Source organism: Bacillus sp. FSL H8-0492 (assembly GCF_038006145.1).
Taxonomy (GTDB): domain Bacteria; phylum Bacillota; class Bacilli; order Bacillales; family Bacillaceae_G; genus Bacillus_A; species Bacillus_A mycoides.
The window spans coordinates 4,881,156-4,898,386 of record NZ_JBBOUP010000001.1 but is presented as its reverse complement, the minus strand read 5'-3'; the positions used below and the strand labels follow the sequence as shown (position 1 = coordinate 4,898,386).

Genomic DNA, 17,231 nt, shown 5'->3' with positions numbered 1-17,231 from the left:
ATATGGCGGGACATACTTTTTATGAAAGAAAGCGACTCTTATCAGTCGCTTTCTTTTTTATATTCCGCCTATCTTCATTCCAAGGAATGCAAAGGCGATACCGATTATATAAGTGGTACTTATATATATAAATAGTACGCCAAAGTTTTTACGGTTGAAGAGCTGAACGGATTCTAGTTTAAATGTTGAAAATGTAGTGAATGCACCCATGAAACCAGTACCTAATAATAATTGCCATCCTGTAGAGACTCCGTTGCCAATTATATACCCGAGTAAAAATGCTCCTGTTATATTAATAAGGAATGTAGCAATTGGAAAGGGTGTTTTATTTCTTTTTTTAAACCAATTGCTAATTGCAAATCGTGTAATCGCACCGAAAAACCCTCCAGTTGCCACTAATAAAGCTTCCATCATAAGTGATCACCTTCCGTAAGTGATTTCTTAATTAAGAAATCACCTAGTGTATAGCCAAGTCCAGACATAATGAGACCGCCAAGTATGCTACATGATACATATAAGAAAGCCGTGCTCCATTCAGAATGATTGATTAATTGCACAGTTTCTACACTAAATGTTGAAAACGTCGTAAAGGAACCGATGAATCCAGTCCCGATGCCTGTGATAACCTCTGAAGGTAAGATGTTTAGCCGGGCGATATACGTAGTTAGCCATGCTAATAAGAAGCAGCCGGCTAAGTTAATGAGTAATGTAGCTAATGGAAAAGAATGATGCCAAAATGTATGAATAGTAAGACCTAAATAATAACGAGAAAGGGCTCCTAATATACCGGCTATACCGACGATAATATAAATCAAATTCCTCACCTCTTTAAATAGCTTGCTCAAAAAAATAGACTCCTACCAGTAGTTATACTGGTAGGAGTCATTAGCTAAGCAGCGGTTATGGCGAACTCCATCGCCTATGATTATTACATATAGTGTACTAAACATTGCGTTTAATTTCCAGTGGAGAAGTTGGTGCATTTTGTATTTCTATAATAGTTTAAGATAGGGAATCATTACTTATAAACTAAATATAGTGATATAAGGTTTTCAGTGTGATAAAATATTTCGTGTGTCTGTCATTTTTTTATTTAACTGAAAATAAAGAAAAGTAAAATCGTATGTTTTAGAAAAGGGGTCGTTTGTTTGAAAAAGTTATTAAAAATAGTACTTATATGTATTTTAGTAGGTGTGGGAGTTGTAGGTGGGTTTTTAGCTTATATGACACTTACAAAAGAACAGCCGGCTGATGTTATAAGCTTGAAGGTGGAAAACAATAAGGAGCGCGTAATTGCGCATGGAAATGAATTTAAAGTTACAACATTTAATATTGGATATGCTGGACTAGATAAGGATCAAGACTTCTTTATGGATGGGGGAAAAGGGTCTGGTTCAAGTAGTAAAGAACAAACGGAAACTAACTTAAAGAATATGCTTTCGTTTTTACAGAATGAGAATAGTGATTTTGCGCTATTACAAGAAATAGATATAAAATCAATGCGATCATTTGATGTAAATGGACATGAATTTTTGAAAAAAGGACTACCTGATTATGCTTCTTCGTTCGGAAAGAACTATGATACAAAATGGGTTCCTGTACCAATCACAAGTCCAATGGGATATGCTGAAGCTGGATTAAGTACATTTTCTAAATATACGGTTCAAACAGCGAAGAGATTTCAGCTTCCTGGAATGGAGCCGTGGCCAAAGCGTTTATTTGATTTAGACCGAGCGATTGTTGAACATAAAATACCTGTTAATAATGAGAAATTTGTTAGACTCGTAAATCTACATTTATCTGCTTATGATGAAGGCGGGAAAATTAGAAAACAGCAAGTAGAATATTTAAAAAAATATATGAACAAGCATTATAAAAATGGTGATTATGTAATAATGGGCGGAGACTGGAATCAATTAATTTCTAACGCTCAGTTAAGTGATCCGAAGTTCGTGAAAGAGCGTCCTGAGTGGTTAGTAGAGTTACCAAAGGACTTTACTGATGGTGGCTTTAAGTGGGCTGTAGATCCGTCTGTTATGACTGTGAGAGATGATGTGAAGAAATATGTGGAAGGTGAAAATTTCGTCACGATTATTGATGGCTTTATCGCTTCACCGAATGTTGAAATTGTAAATGTACAAGGGAAAGATTTGAAGTTTGAAAATAGCGATCATAACCCAGTGAGTGCGGTATTCAAGCTGAAGTAATCGATACGTATGAGTAGAAGGTGGGGCTTCATATATGGAGTGGTTAAAGAGAACTTGTTTTTCTAACCTTGAGAAAGAATCGCAGAAAAATCATTTATTGTTGTTTATCACGATTTGTAGTTTCTTCCTTGGGATAATCGCGATTGGGTATTACGGATATATTTTTACAGAGAGAGCAATAGCATTTTGGATGTGTGGTATTTCTATCGTAGTATTTGGAACGCTGCTTACTTTTATAGAAAGTATGGAAGCAATGTATAAATACATCATGACATGTATGCTACTTATTATGTCCTTCATTATGGTACAAGCATTTAATGAAAGCCCAGCTGTATTTCAAATGGTCTATTTTACATTAGCGGTTTCACTTATTTATTTGAGTGAACGTCTTATTTTAATTCTTGGCGGGGTAGCAGTTGTTGTTACATTTATACTTTGTAGTTATTGGCCAAATCAATTTTTTGCGTATACAGCGTCATCTGAAGCTGCAAATTTCGCAAGCTTGTTAGCGATTGTAACGATCGCAATGTGGGGTGTCACAAAGATTGGTTCTAATCTATTGGCTCGTTTAAGGGATGAGAAGCAAGCGGTGATGAAGAAAGCTCAGGAGTTAGAAGAAACGCAAAGGCTTATTGAGGAAACTGTTGTGAAGTTAGATAGTAATTTCAATCATTTAAGACAAAATATGAATACATCGATGGAGTCAATGAGTGAAATTAACTTTGCTTTTGAAGAAGTAGCAGTGGGAACTCAATCGCAATCAGAGATGATGTCACGTTCAGTAGAAGTATTGAATGATATGGAGGGAAATATTGACCAAATCATCTCTCAAGTAAGAAATGCGTCGATGCGTGTTGATAAAAGTTTGGAAATCTCAAAGGGTAGTGTAAATACTTTAAGAAATTTTGAAGCTAACATGAGAAGTTTAAATGATGTTGTTTCACAATCAGGAACGATATTTAGAGAATTAATGACACAATCGAAACAAATTAATGAAATTGTAGATGTAATAACGAATATTTCAAGTCAGACGAGTTTGCTAGCTTTAAATGCAAATATTGAAGCTGCAAGGGCAGGCGAGCATGGAAAAGGTTTTGCTATTGTAGCGAATGAAGTATTAAAGCTTGCTGAAGAATCGAATCGTTCTGCGGGGAGAATTCAAGGGATTTTGAAGGAGTTTAGTAATCAAGCAAGTAAAGTAGAAGTGCAGGTAGAGAAGTCAGAAAGAGTACAAGAAGAATGTAACGAAATGTTAGCAAGTGTTTTGACGAATGTAACGGATTTAGGGAAGTTTATTGATGCGATTAATGATGTAATGAGGGAGATTGTTGGTCATCAAGAAAGTTTCCAAGCTAAAACGACGAATATCGTAAAGGACGTTACACATGCTTCTAACGTAATTCAACAAACTTCTGCAGCTACGGAAGAAGTGTTAGCGAGTGTTGAAGAAGAAAAGCATCGAAATGATACATCGGTGAAGACGTTACATACTGTTAGCGAGCAAGTGAAGTTGCTAGAAGATATTTTAGAAAAGTAATATCTCTTAAAAAGGGTACACCATGTGTGCTCTTTTTTCATTTAAATGAATACTTGATAGTAATTTAATTGCTTTTCTGCGCGTTTTCTGCCAAGCTTAAGGAGATAAACTGAGACTTTAATTAGTGGGGCTATACGCTACTGATTATTAGTTGAACCCCGCAAATAGCGGAATAAAATACTTCAAAGAAAGAATTATATAGGTGACGCATATGATCGAAGTTAAGACTTCTGAACTTAGTGATGGAGAATTTAATAGAGGGGTATTTGCAACTCGTGATATTAAAAAGGGTGAGTTGATTCACTCAGCACCAGTTATCTCTTATCCGAATGAACAGCATGAACACATTGAGAAAACGTTACTTGCTGACTACGCATTTGAGTATGGGGTAAATCATACGGCATTCCTGTTAGGATACGGCATGTTATTTAATCATGCATATAATCCGAATGCAACGTATGATATTGTCTTCGAGAATCATACGTTTAACTTCTTTGCTTACAAAGATATAAAAGCGGGAGAAGAGATTCTAATCAATTATAATGGTGAAGTTGATGACGATGAGCTATTATGGTTTGATAAGGAAAAAGAAGAGAACGAAAAATAAGTTAAAAAGTATAGAAAGGGCACATTCTGTGGGATGTGCTCTTTTTTATTGATGAAAATAAAGTAAAGATTACAAAAAAATACCACTTTTCTTTCGTATGGTATAGTAAGATATTGAAGGGTATTACTTTGAAAAACCTATATATTTTACAAATTGTTGTCTATATGGTTACATGTCAAGTTTAGTAGCCCATTTGGGTTGCTTTATTATGCGATATATATTTTAATATGAGTGGAACCTCTTATAATTTAAGAGGTTTATAGGTGTGCTTTATGTACACTGTATTCACCACGTTAGCTGTTGTTTTGTAATGCATTTTTATGTGGGGATATTATGGACCCGTATATAGCGGGATAAAAAGATTATAGAAATAGAGGAATCGTAAAATGAATATGCACGAGGTTTATAAATATTTAAGTACAGTATTGCCTGAAGGTCATGTGAAGCAAGATGAAATGTTAAAGAATCATACGCATATTAAAGTGGGCGGGAAAGCGGATGTGTTCGTTTCTCCTACGAATTATGATGAAATTCAAGAAGTTATAAAGTATGCGAATCAATACAATATTCCAGTTACGTTTTTAGGAAACGGCTCTAATGTTATTATTAAAGACGGTGGTCTGCGCGGGATTACAGTAAGTTTAATTCATATTACAAATGTTACTGTAACAGGGACAGCGATTGTTGCGGGGTGTGGTGCAGCAATTATTGATGTGTCACGAATTGCATTAGATCACTGTTTAACAGGACTTGAGTTTGCTTGTGGTATACCAGGTTCAGTTGGCGGAGCGTTATATATGAATGCTGGTGCATATGGCGGTGAGGTTGCATATGTGCTAACAGAAGCTGTCGTAATGACAGGTGATGGAGAGCTACGTACTTTAACGAAAGATGCATTTGAATTTGGATATCGTAAGAGTGTATTTGCGAACAATCATTACATTATTCTTGAAGCGAGGTTTGAACTTGAAGAAGGTGTGCGTGAAGAGATTAAGGAAAAGATGGATGATTTAACGTATAAGCGTGAATCAAAACAACCTTTAGAGTATCCTTCATGTGGCAGTGTATTTAAGCGTCCACCAAATAATTTTGCGGGTAAGCTTATTCAAGAATCAGGACTGCAAGGTAAGCGAATTGGCGGAGTTGAAGTTTCTTTAAAACACGCTGGATTTATGGTGAATGTTGATAACGGAACTGCACAAGATTATATCGATTTAATTCATTTCGTACAAACAACTGTTGAAGAAAAATTCGGTGTGAAATTAGAGAGAGAAGTAAGGATTATTGGAGAAGATCTACAGTAATCTTTGAATAAAAAACGTATAAAAGTATGAATTATTTCGAAATAACATTTGGGTATTGTTGACAATTTGATTTGGATTCAATATAATGGCTAATAATTTAACAAATAAAATATACGTTGAAAGAGCCCAGTAGCAGTTTGTCACTGTTATCAAAGAGAGCTAGGGATTGCTGGAACCTAGCACAAACAAACTTGTGAATTACACTCTGGAGTATCTTAGGTAACGCTAAGCGGACTAGCAATCGATATTATTGCTAAGAGTGGTATGAATAGCTATGCTATTTATGCAAACTGGGTGGTAACACGGTGAATAATCGTCCCTATGTCTATTGTAGACATAGGGGCTTTTTTGTTTTCAAAAAAATAAAGGGGATGACAAAAGATGAATATTATTGATGAATTAGAATGGCGCGGTGCTGTGAATCAGCAGACAGATGAAGAAGGTTTACGTAAGTTAGTAGAAGAGAAAAAGATTTCACTATACTGCGGAGTTGATCCGACTGGTGATAGTATGCATATCGGACATTTGATTCCTTTTATGATGATGAAGAGATTCCAATTAGCTGGTCATCATCCGGTTATTTTAATTGGCGGGGCAACAGGAACAATTGGTGATCCAAGTGGACGTCAATCAGAGCGTCAACTGCAAACTTTAGAAGTGGTGCAGCATAATGTAGATGCGTTAACAGCGCAAATGAAAAAGCTATTTGACTTTGGCGGGAATAGCGAAGTGAAGATGGTAAATAACTATGACTGGACACATAAAATAAACATTATCGAGTTTTTACGTGATTACGGAAAAAACTTTAGCATAAATAGCATGTTAGCGAAAGATATTGTCGCAAGTCGTTTAGATACAGGGATTTCTTTCACAGAATTCACGTACCAAATCTTGCAAGCGATGGATTTTCATCATTTATACACAAAAGAAGATGTTCAATTGCAAATTGGTGGTAGTGATCAATGGGGAAATATTACGAGTGGTTTAGATTTAATTCGTAAGTTAGAAGGTCATGAAGCGAAAGTATTCGGATTAACGATTCCATTATTATTAAAATCAGATGGTACGAAGTTTGGTAAATCAGCAGGTGGTGCTATTTGGCTTGATCCGGAAAAGACAACACCGTTTGAATTTTACCAGTTCTGGGTGAATACAGATGACCGTGATGTAATTAAATACTTGAAATACTTTACGTTCTTAACGAAAGAGCGAATTGATGAATTAGCAGCGAAGGTAGAAACAGAGCCTCATAAACGTGAAGCACAAAAAGTATTAGCGGAAGAAATGACGAAATTCGTTCATGGAGAAGAAGCATTTTTACAGGCAGTGAAAATTACAGCAGCGTTATTTAGCGGAGATATTAAGTCGTTAACAGCTGATGAAATTGAACAAGGTTTTAAAGAGATGCCGACATTCCAATCTTCAAAAGAGACGAAAAATATCGTAGAGTGGCTAGTTGATTTAGGAATTGAACCTTCTAGACGTCAAGCGCGTGAAGATATTAATAATGGGGCTATATCTATGAATGGTGAAAAAGTAACGGATGTCAGTAGGGATGTTACTGTAGAAAATTCATTTGATGGACGATTCATCATTATTCGTAAAGGGAAGAAGAACTACAGCTTAGTGGAATTAGGAGAATAGTTCTTGTGAAAGAGCGGAAGTAGGGAAGATATCTACTTCCGCTCTTTTCATATACACAATTTCGACATAAAAAAGTCAGTATATTTTGATAATTAAAGAGGTTATATTATTCTTTTGTCGAATAAATAAGTTAGAGAAAATTACGGATAAAGTGAAACTTTAATCAGTGGGGGGTTTTGTACATCCCCACTGATTATCAGCCCGCAAATAGCGGGATAAAAATAGCCCGAACCATGCAGGGCATGATTCGGGCTTATATTCAGATTAGTATGCTAAGCTGAATAGACCTTTAATGTGTGATAAGTAACGAACGTTACTTGCTTCTTTCATTAATGATGCTGGTAAACCTTTAAGCGGAGTATTGCTTGCTCCGATTGTAGCAACAGCATCTTTACGTCCTAGACTAGCAAGTGTTCCAGAGTTGATAGGTGCGAACTCTTCGAATGCTTTGCCTTCTAGTGCTGCGTATAAGTTGTATCCAATTAACTCACCCATTTGCCAAGCGATTTGTGCAGTTGGTGGGTATGGACGACCGTCTGGAGAGAAGACAACAGCGCTGTCTCCAGCAACGAATACGTCTTTGTGAGAAGTAGATTGTAGATGTGCATCAACAGTTGCACGACCGCGGTTTACTTCAAGACCTGATTCACCAATTAATGGGTTACCTTGTACGCCGCCTGTCCAAACGAATGTGTTAGCAACGATTTTTTGACCGTCTTTTAAGTCGATTTCATTACCAGCAACGTTTGTTACAGGAAGACCTGTTAAGAATGTAACACCGCGTGCTTCTAAGCTAGCAGTTGCACGTTCGATTAAGTGGTCTGGTAATACTGGAAGGATTTTTGGACCTGCTTCAACAAGAAGAAGTTTAACTTCTTTTGGATTTACGCCGTGGCTTTTTGCAAGTTTAGGCATAATGTCAGCAAGCTCACCAACTAGCTCAACGCCAGTTAATCCGCCACCACCGATTACGATTGTAGCATCAGCTTCGTTTTTCGTTTTAGCGTATTCACGAATACGGTCTTCAACGTGTTTGTAGATTTTGTTTGCATCAGCAGCAGATTTTAATACCATGCTGTTTTCTTCTAGTCCTGGAATACCGAAGTAAGCAGTTTTACTTCCTAAAGCAACTACAAGTGCATCGTAAGATAGCGTAGTGCCACCAGCTAGTTTGATTTCTTTGCTATCAACTGAGAATGACTCAACTGTTGCAATTTTAAGATCGATGTCTTTACCTTTGAAAAGCTTTGTAAGTGGCATTGCAATTGCTTGCTCAGCAACGTTACCAGCTGCAAGGCGGTGTAGTTCAGTGATGATTTGGTGCGTTGGGTATTGGTTAATCACTGTAACTTGTGCTTCTGATTTGCTGTAGTATTTACGTACGTTTAAAGCGGCAAGAAGACCGCCATAACCAGCGCCTAAGATGACAATTTGTTTTGACATAGTATGTTATCCCCCGTCTTTACTAATTGTTGTTATAAGTTAAATTATTTATTATTACGTTGTGCACTAATTTGAAGGTATGCGTTCACAAAACGGAACATTTTTTGTGCTTGTGGGTCTTTTAGTAATTTTAATAGACCGAACAGGCCGATAACTTCGTTGCTTTCATCAGCACGATCTTTCGCTTCGATAGCAGTTGCAGCCATGCTTTTCACTGTATCCTTTACAGGTTCTACAAGCTCTGTGATTGCACTAACAGTGTCGCTTTTTAATACTTCATCAGTAGCAACAGTTTGAGCGAAGTCATAAGACTTAGTTAAAATGTTAACAAGCTCAGTTAATTTTGGAAGCTGTTCTACTAGTGTTGTTAATGATTCTTGTACCTCAGGTTTTAACAACTGATCAAGTACATCAAGTTGTCCTTGGCTAGCAGAAATTTGTACAGTTTCTTGTTCTGGCTTTGTTTGAGTCATAGTTTCTGGCATCTCCAATTCTCCTTTACGATAGCAATACTCTTATTTTTGATAGATAAGATAGTAAACACTTGCGAAACTTTATACAAAGTTTCACAAAGCACAATAAAATGCCTTTAAATTTATGACAGCAAGTAAGCTGAAATCATAAATCCAAAACCATAATGTCCTACCTATTATTTATGAACTGTCCGATACATGGCTTGTCCGCATAATGGAAAGTTCCCTTATCGGAAAGTGTATATAATATATATCCTATATTATATACTATATACACGTATGTTAACATAAAAATGATTCCTAATTATTTGATATTGATTCTGTAACCTAGTACTGACAAGGCATGAAAGCGCATAAATTATTTTATCTATCTTAAAAATGTACATATATATAAAGAAAAAAAGGAGGAAATGGACAAATTTATGTTCATTTTTTCCTTTTTTTATTGTTCACCTTCTGTAATTAGAATTGATGTGTTACCGCTTTTTTCAAGGTGGCATTCGCCCCAAGTACAAAGAGAATCAAGAATGGATTCTAAAGACCAACCGTAGTCTGTAAGAGAATATTCTACTTTCGGTGGTACTTGATTGTATACCTTTCTTTGAATAACTCCGTCTTCTTCTAATTCGCGTAATTGCTGTGTTAACATCTTTTGTGTAATACCAGGCATGAGACGTTTTAATTCACTCGTTCTCTTTGTACCTTTCGTTAAGTGGCAAAGAATAACGACTTTCCATTTTCCGCCGATAACCTCTAAAGTCGCTTCAACGGGAATATTATATTTCTTCATATAAAAATCTCCTTTGATGAATGTAGATTTCAGTTCTCCAACAAAAGAAGCCAAATAATTTAAATGTTACTAAAAAGTACCTATAGCACTTTAAAGTACGTACTTTTTATTATGTTGAATATGTTCCATAATAGCATACGTAAGAGGGAAATGAGTAGTACGGTACTAAAAAGTGCCTATGTTACTTTTTGGTACCTATCGTACTTTAAAGTGCGTTCTTCAAAAAAAGAGTGAAGCCATTCATAATAGCATATATCAGCAGTAACATTATTTTTGTAGAAGATAAAAAGGCCTTTTTATCACACTATTATGATTGGATTTCTCGCATTAAGGAGGAGTTCAATTGAATTCATATACAGTATCTTCTTCAGCGGTACAGACGAATCGAAGAAGTATGTTTGCTTTATTAGCACTAGCAATTAGTGCATTTGGAATTGGTACAACCGAATTTATTAGTGTCGGTTTATTACCATCTATTTCAGAGGATTTACATGTTTCTGTTACAACAGCGGGTTTAACCGTTTCTTTATATGCATTAGGGGTAGCGTTTGGTGCCCCAGTATTAACGTCATTAACAGCTAGTATGTCGCGAAAGACATTATTAATGTGGATTATGATTATTTTCATTATTGGTAATGGAATTGCGGCAGTGGCAACAAGTTTTACTGTGTTGCTTATGGCGAGGGTTGTATCTGCGTTTGCACACGGCGTTTTTATGTCGATAGGATCCACAATTGCGGCTGCGCTTGTACCAGAGAATAAACGTGCAAGTGCAATTGCATTTATGTTTACTGGTTTAACTGTTGCGACGATTACAGGTGTACCAATTGGAACGTTTATTGGTCAACAATTTGGCTGGAGAGCATCTTTTATGGTGATTGTGGTCATTGGAATTGTTGCCTTAGTCGCAAACAGCATGTTAATTCCGTCTAACTTAAAAAAGGGTACACGAGTATCATTTCGTGATCAATTCAAACTTATCACGAACGGAAGACTCTTACTTGTTTTCGTCATTACTGCATTAGGATATGGAGGAACATTCGTAACATTTACGTATTTATCTCCGCTATTACAAGAAGTAACAGGATTTAAATCGAGTACCGTTACAATCATTTTGTTAGTGTACGGGATTGCAATTGCGATTGGGAATATGGTCGGCGGAAAATTATCGAATCATAATCCAATTCGTGCACTATTTTACATGTTCTTTATTCAAGCAATTGTATTATTCGTACTAACATTTACAGCGCCGTTTCAAGTGGCGGGGCTTATCACAATTATTTTTATGGGGCTATTCGCGTTTATGAATGTTCCAGGACTACAAGTGTATGTCGTTATATTGGCTGAGCGTTTCGTGCCGAGTGCCGTTGATATCGCATCAGCAATGAATATTGCAGCATTTAACGCAGGAATTGCTCTTGGGGCTTATTTGGGCGGTATTGTAACGAACTCGTTAGGATTAATTCATACAGCTTGGGTAGGCGGCATTATGGTAGTAGGCGCTGTTATTTTAACAGCTTGGAGTATGAACTTAGAAAAAAGAGATCAAGCAAAATAAAGGAGAGAAAAATATAATGAAAAATTTACAAAGTAAAACAACATTGCATAACGGTGTGGAAATGCCTTGGTTCGGTTTAGGTGTATTTAAAGTAGAAGATGGACCGGAACTTGTAGAGGCTGTGAAAGTAGCCATTAAAGAAGGATACCGTAGCATTGATACAGCTGCGATTTATGGAAATGAAAAAGCAGTTGGAGAAGGCATTCGCGCTGGTATAAAAGAAGCAGGAATTTCTCGAGAAGATTTATTCATTACTTCAAAAGTGTGGAACGCAGATCAAGGATATGAAACGACACTTGCTGCATACGAAGAGAGCTTAAAAAAATTAGAACTAGATTATTTAGATTTATATCTTGTCCATTGGCCTGTTGAAGGGAAATATAAAGATTCGTGGAGAGCGTTAGAAACACTTTATAAAGAAGAACGCGTGCGTGCAATTGGCGTAAGTAACTTCCAAATCCATCATCTGAAAGACGTACTGGAAGGTGCGGAAATTAAGCCGATGATTAACTAAGTAGAGTATCACCCGCGTTTGACGCAGAAAGAACTACAGGCTTTCTGTAAAGAACAAGGAATCCAAATGGAAGCATGGTCACCACTTATGCAAGGGCAATTATTAGATAATGAAACTTTACAAGAAGTTGCTGATAAGTACGGTAAAACAACAGCGCAAATCATTTTACGTTGGGATCTTCAAAATGAAGTTGTAACGATTCCGAAATCAACGAAAGAACAGCGTATTATTGCGAATGCTAATATATTCGACTTTGAATTAACAAAAGAAGATATGGAAAAGATTGATGCTTTAAATCAGAACCACCGCGTTGGTCCAGATCCTGATAACTTTGATTTCTAAACTTATAGTGGAAGAAAGAGTGCAAATAGTTTGCACTCTTTTTTGTTTTACTTATGCATAAAAAACGTTTCTAACTAAATAATAAACAGTAGTAAATTTGTTATTTTATAAGGGGTTGTAGACATGAATATAAAACGATCGTTCAAGATAATGGCCGCTTTTTTGAGTGTTTTATTTGTATTTGCGAACTTATTATTCCCGCTTCAAAAAGCATTCGCAGAAGTTATGGATCATACGAAGTATGAAATGGATTGGAGTTATAGTAGGTCAAAGAAGAAACCAATTCGAACAGAGCTTATTAAAACGGCAGATGGAAAAATTGCATTTTGCTTAAATGTAGATTTGAAATCTCCGAGCGGTCAAGACTTACCTGAAATGGGTAAAGTAGATATTAACGTATACCGTGTACTATTAAACGGGTATCCGCAGAAGAGTCCACAAGAATTAGGCGTTTCCGATTGGAGAGAGGCACATTACGCAACGCAGCTCGCGGTGTGGAATGCGTTAAAACAAATTGATATTAACGATTTAGATTTCCGTAATAAAAATGTAGAAAAAGTAACGAAAGATATCGTTGCGAAAGCAAACGCTAGTGAAGAACTACAAGAAATTACGATGAGTGTAGTACCATCAGAAGAACAAGAGGCAGTATTAAAAAATGAGTTTTTTGAAACAGGTTTATACACAGTGCAAACAAATGCAAAAAGTGGAACGTATAAAGTGCAAGCAACAGGTGCACCAGAAGGCGCGAAGTTCGTAAATGAAAAAGGCGAGGGAAAAACAGAATTTAATGTAGGAGAAAAGTTCCGCATTTTAATTCCGAAACAAACACCATCGGGTGGATTTAGCTTTAAAGTATCAGGGAATTTAACGAAACTACAAGGAATTGCACATAAAGGTACACCGACTATTCAAAATGCGGTTGTGTTACTTGAGCGTAGTGAAGAAAAAACAAGTCCAGAGTTGGCGGTAAGTTGGAAGAAAGCAAATGGTCATGATAATAAACCAAATAAACCCTATACACCAAATGAACCACATAAGCCGAATCAAATTAAAAGATAGTAGAAAAAGCATTGGCATTTGCCGATGCTTTTTTCTTATCTGAGTAGAAGTTAAATTATATGTTAAAAATAATAAGCGGGTATAGATAACATGAAAACAATATTGGGACAGTTTAAACTATATTTTAGAATAATATAAAATATGTTGAAATCCGAACGTTAAGATTAATGGATTATATTCACGAAATTGTAACATTATTCTGATTGAAAAGGCTATCAAACAAAATAGAAAGCGTGTAAAATTCAGTTGGAAAAACTACCTATAGATGGTCATATATGAAGAAAATGTAAGGTTCTATTGTTTTTCACATTTTTAGATGTATAGATGACAAGACTGAAGTACATCTTTTAGTATTCTCTTCCCACATAAAAATTTTATAATGTAGGAAATTGAATACATTGAGAGGAATGCGGTAGTAATGGATACAGGTGCGCGAGGTGTTAGTCTATTCATTAAATGGTTTTATAAAAATAATAGGATTTTCAATTAAATGAATGTATAGGGTAGTTTGTCTAAAAAAAGGAATAGGGGACACAGATTATGTCAAAGAAGAAAAAGAGTAGGGTATTAGTAGCTGGAGTTTTTTTAGCTACGTTATTAACTCCGTTATTAACTCCGTATGGTCTTGAAGTGCCTAAGGTATATGCAGAGATGACGATTGAAGATAAGGAGAAACAGCAAGAAGAGCGAGTGTATCAATTGCTGCCAAAAGGTGATGTAGAAGAGATACGTGAGTTGCATCAGCGTCGAATGAGCTTTTCTCCCTATGAACCAACTGGTATTTATGTAAAGCCAGGTGAAGAAGTAGTTATTCAAGTAGATGGGAATCAAAAGATTAAAGCTTATATTGGCACATATTCTTATGAAAAAGAAGAACCTAAACAATTTAATTTAAATCCTGGTGAAAATAAAATTTCTTCTCCGAATGGAGGGCTATTATACTTTTATAATTATCACAACACAGGAGAAGTAGTTGCTAAAGTAAAAAAAGGTGGTATACCAAATCCTTTATTTATTTTAGGTAAACATACGACAGAAGATTGGAAACGTATGTTGAAGGAATCACCGAATTCATATGCAATCGAGATGAAAGGGGAAAATAGTTTACTAACTATGCATCCTGAGACTGTGGCGGAACATTTGAAGCAAGAAGATCCAGCTGCGTTATTAAAGAAACATGATGAAATAATTAATATAGAACATAAGATATCTGGTTTATCAAAAGATGGTGTGGGTGTTGCGAATCAAGGCAAACATTCCATTCATTATGTTGAAGACTGGTATACGGACAATTATATGTATGCGACTTATTATCGAACAGCTTATAGTAAAGGGAATTTAGAGTCAGTACTAAATCTAGAAGAGTTAACTGCGGATGGATGGGGACCTTGGCATGAAGTGGGGCATCAACATCAACAGGACACTTGGTTATGGGAGGGGCTTGGAGAAGTAACCGTTAACATTTATTCTTTAGCAGTTCAAACTGCATTTGGACATAAAACAAGGTTAGAGCAAGAAAATCGTTATGAAGCCGCATTTGCTTATCTAGGTAAACCGAATGCGCAAGAGAAGATGAATGAATTCGAAAAATTAGTTATGTTTTGGCAGTTGCATTTAGCTTATGGAGACCAGTTCTATCCGAAATTACATCAAATGTATCGTGTGTTACATGATACAGAAATGCCTAAATCTGATGAAGAGAAAAAGCAGATGTTTATTTACATGACGTCAAAAGTAGCTGGGCAAAATTTAATTCCTTTCTTTGATAAATGGGGAATAATTCCAAATGATGATACTAGAGAGAAGATTGAAAAATTAAATTTACCAAAATTAGAAAAGGAAGTTTGGTTATCTACAGATAGCAATCCAATTCGTGAAAAACAAACTGAGTTATATGAAATTCCATATGGCGAGCCAAATAATGAAAAAATACAAAATGTAGTAATTGGTACTACATATGATGAGAAAAAAGCAAAAGAACTTGTACAGAATTTAGGAGAAGGTGTAAAAACAACAGGTGTGATTATGCAAGATAAGCCTGAAGTTGGAGAAAAAACTGTAAAAGTAGAAATTATAGATGAAAAAGGGAATAAAAATTTAATTCCTGTTGTAGTAAATGTTGGTTATGGTGATAGCTTAGTATTCAAAGGGCTCAATTATAGTACTGATATTAAATCGATTGTAACACTGCAACACGATCAGAAAAAGTTTAGTGCGACAGCTGATTCTAATCAAGTGCATTATTATTTTAAAGAAGATGCGTATTTTGAATTCACATTACTAGATCCAAATGGAAATGAGAAAAAGAAAGCAACTGTAAAAGGTGTTGAAAATGCGGAAGAATTCGCAAAATCGATTAATGGGTTAGAGTTCGAGTATGGTGACGTTGTAAAAGTGTATCACGCAGAATCAAATCGCTTTAATTGGTATCAAAATAATAACTTTATCGGCCAAGGTAGGGCGAATGTAGAGGAAGAATTATTATTTAAAGTAACAGAAAAGGGCTTTGAGAGAATGGAAGCTCAACAAGAAGTAACAGTAGTACCGCAAAAAGTAGTAATCGGAACAGATGCTGAAAGATTAGAAGCAAAAGATTTTGTTCAAGTGAAAGATGGAGAAGTAATCGGATTTGTAGAAAAACCGAATACAACAAAAATCGGTGAACAAAAAGTAAAAGTAGAAACGAAAGATCGTTTTGGAAATAAGAAAGTGACGGAAGTGCCATTGGAAGTAATGTATGGCGATAGTTTAGTCTTCCAAGGTGATGGTAATAAAACGCGTTCTGTCGTAACTGCGGATCATAATACGAAAAAGCTACAGGCAACATTTACGGATTCTAAAGTTCATTATCGTTTTGAGAATGAAAAATATATGGGAATCACGCTATATGATCAAAATGGAAATGAAAAGAAAGTTATTTCGGTAGAAGGGCAAGAGACTTCTGAAAGTTTTGCAGAACAGTTGAATGGTGTAGACTTCGCATATGGTGATGTTATTAAGGTATATCATGCAGAATCAAATCGATTAAAGTGGTATCAAAAGAATGAGTTTGTAGGTAACGGTAAAGGGAACGTGGAACAAGAGTTGTACTTTAAAATAACGGAAAAAGGTTTTGAAAAACTGGAAAGCTTACAAGAAGTAACAGCAGTACCACAAAAAGTGACAATCGGAACAGACGCTGAAAAATTAGATGCAAAAAACTTTGTTCAAGTAAAAGGTGGAGAAGTAGTTGGTTTTGTGGAAAAACCTAGTACAACAAAAATCGGTGAACAAAAAGTAAAAGTAGAAACGAAAGATCGTTTCGGAAATAAGAAAGTGACAGAAGTTCCTGTAGAAGTAACATATGGGGATAGCATAGTGTATCAAGGTGTGTCCAATGTAACACGTTCAATCGTTACGTTAAATCATGATGAAAAGAAATTACATGCAACATTTACGAATGATGTGATTCATTATCGTTTTGTGAACGAACAGTATTTAGGTTTTACGATTTATGATCAAAATGGAAATGAGAAAAAGCATATATCAGCAGACGGTCAAGAAACCTCAAAGAATTTTGCAGAACAAGTAAATGGTACTCCATTTGAGTATGGGGATGTTGTAAAAGTGTATCATGCAGAACCAAGTCGTCTGAAATGGTATAAAAAGAATGAGTTAGCAGAACAAGTAGCTTCAGCAGAAGTTGTATTTAAAATCACTCAAAGTGGATTAGAACTAGTAAAGGGAACAGTGTAATAAAAAATGCGCGTA

The 17,231-nt window shown here is 35.8% G+C and carries 13 protein-coding genes, 1 pseudogene, 1 riboswitch and 1 other annotated feature; of the genes and pseudogenes, 9 read left to right on the top strand and 5 right to left on the bottom strand.

Annotation, left to right across the window (positions count from 1 at the left end; translation table 11 throughout):
- Positions 1–57 precede the first annotated feature (57 nt).
- Positions 58–414 (bottom strand): fluoride efflux transporter CrcB, encoded by a 357-nt coding sequence (gene crcB / locus MHH66_RS25385; RefSeq protein WP_078184804.1) that lies wholly within the window; start codon positions 412–414, stop codon positions 58–60.
- The gene (gene crcB / locus MHH66_RS25380) at positions 411–815 is read right to left on the bottom strand and encodes a fluoride efflux transporter CrcB (protein WP_002143706.1); all 405 of its coding nucleotides are present in this window, start codon (positions 813–815) and stop codon (positions 411–413) included. The genes crcB (MHH66_RS25385) and crcB (MHH66_RS25380) overlap by 4 nt, the downstream gene beginning before the upstream one ends.
- 54 nt (positions 816–869) lie before the next feature.
- Positions 870–929: riboswitch (Fluoride riboswitch) on the bottom strand.
- Between the two features lie 219 nt (positions 930–1,148).
- Between crcB (MHH66_RS25380) and MHH66_RS25375 the strand changes: the two genes are divergently transcribed.
- The 5 genes from MHH66_RS25375 to tyrS all read left to right on the top strand — a co-directional run bounded on the left by MHH66_RS25375 (position 1,149) and on the right by tyrS (position 7,299).
- Positions 1,149–2,207: an endonuclease/exonuclease/phosphatase family protein gene (locus MHH66_RS25375; RefSeq protein WP_078184803.1), complete on the top strand. Its 1,059-nt coding sequence runs from the start codon at positions 1,149–1,151 to the stop codon at positions 2,205–2,207.
- A 34-nt stretch (positions 2,208–2,241) separates the two neighbouring features.
- Complete coding sequence (locus MHH66_RS25370) at positions 2,242–3,744, top strand: DUF4077 domain-containing protein (RefSeq protein WP_078184802.1); 1,503 nt, start codon at positions 2,242–2,244, stop codon at positions 3,742–3,744.
- Positions 3,745–3,955: 211 nt separating this feature from the next.
- Complete coding sequence (locus MHH66_RS25365; protein WP_000573650.1) at positions 3,956–4,351, top strand: SET domain-containing protein; 396 nt, start codon at positions 3,956–3,958, stop codon at positions 4,349–4,351.
- A gap of 386 nt (positions 4,352–4,737) precedes the next feature.
- Positions 4,738–5,655 (top strand): UDP-N-acetylmuramate dehydrogenase, encoded by a 918-nt coding sequence (gene murB / locus MHH66_RS25360; protein ID WP_002016019.1) that lies wholly within the window; start codon positions 4,738–4,740, stop codon positions 5,653–5,655.
- A 107-nt stretch (positions 5,656–5,762) separates the two neighbouring features.
- Positions 5,763–5,979, top strand: a binding site (T-box leader).
- Between the two features lie 57 nt (positions 5,980–6,036).
- Entirely contained in the window at positions 6,037–7,299 is a 1,263-nt protein-coding gene (gene tyrS, locus MHH66_RS25355; protein ID WP_012261963.1) for a tyrosine--tRNA ligase, read from the top strand.
- A gap of 264 nt (positions 7,300–7,563) precedes the next feature.
- On the opposite strand, the gene MHH66_RS25350 is transcribed toward tyrS, so the two are convergent.
- The 3 genes from MHH66_RS25350 to MHH66_RS25340 all read right to left on the bottom strand — a co-directional run bounded on the left by MHH66_RS25350 (position 7,564) and on the right by MHH66_RS25340 (position 10,005).
- Positions 7,564–8,742 carry an NAD(P)/FAD-dependent oxidoreductase gene (locus MHH66_RS25350; RefSeq protein WP_002016002.1) on the bottom strand — a complete coding sequence of 393 codons (1,179 nt, stop codon included), beginning with the start codon at positions 8,740–8,742 and terminating at the stop codon, positions 7,564–7,566.
- A 44-nt stretch (positions 8,743–8,786) separates the two neighbouring features.
- The gene (locus tag MHH66_RS25345) at positions 8,787–9,227 is read right to left on the bottom strand and encodes a DUF1641 domain-containing protein (RefSeq protein ID WP_078184801.1); all 441 of its coding nucleotides are present in this window, start codon (positions 9,225–9,227) and stop codon (positions 8,787–8,789) included.
- 430 nt (positions 9,228–9,657) lie between these two features.
- Positions 9,658–10,005: a winged helix-turn-helix transcriptional regulator gene (locus MHH66_RS25340; protein WP_063218066.1), complete on the bottom strand. Its 348-nt coding sequence runs from the start codon at positions 10,003–10,005 to the stop codon at positions 9,658–9,660.
- A gap of 394 nt (positions 10,006–10,399) precedes the next feature.
- On the opposite strand from MHH66_RS25340, the gene MHH66_RS25335 reads away from it, so the two are divergent.
- The 4 genes and pseudogenes from MHH66_RS25335 to MHH66_RS25320 all read left to right on the top strand — a co-directional run bounded on the left by MHH66_RS25335 (position 10,400) and on the right by MHH66_RS25320 (position 17,216).
- On the top strand, positions 10,400–11,563 hold the full coding sequence (locus tag MHH66_RS25335) for an MFS transporter (protein ID WP_161939635.1): 1,164 nt from the start codon (positions 10,400–10,402) through the stop codon (positions 11,561–11,563).
- A gap of 16 nt (positions 11,564–11,579) precedes the next feature.
- Positions 11,580–12,419, top strand: a pseudogene (locus MHH66_RS25330) (aldo/keto reductase).
- A 123-nt stretch (positions 12,420–12,542) separates the two neighbouring features.
- Entirely contained in the window at positions 12,543–13,481 is a 939-nt protein-coding gene (locus MHH66_RS25325; RefSeq protein ID WP_078185084.1) for a thioester domain-containing protein, read from the top strand.
- A 540-nt stretch (positions 13,482–14,021) separates the two neighbouring features.
- Complete coding sequence (locus tag MHH66_RS25320) at positions 14,022–17,216, top strand: putative mucin/carbohydrate-binding domain-containing protein (protein ID WP_078185085.1); 3,195 nt, start codon at positions 14,022–14,024, stop codon at positions 17,214–17,216.
- Positions 17,217–17,231 lie beyond the last annotated feature (15 nt).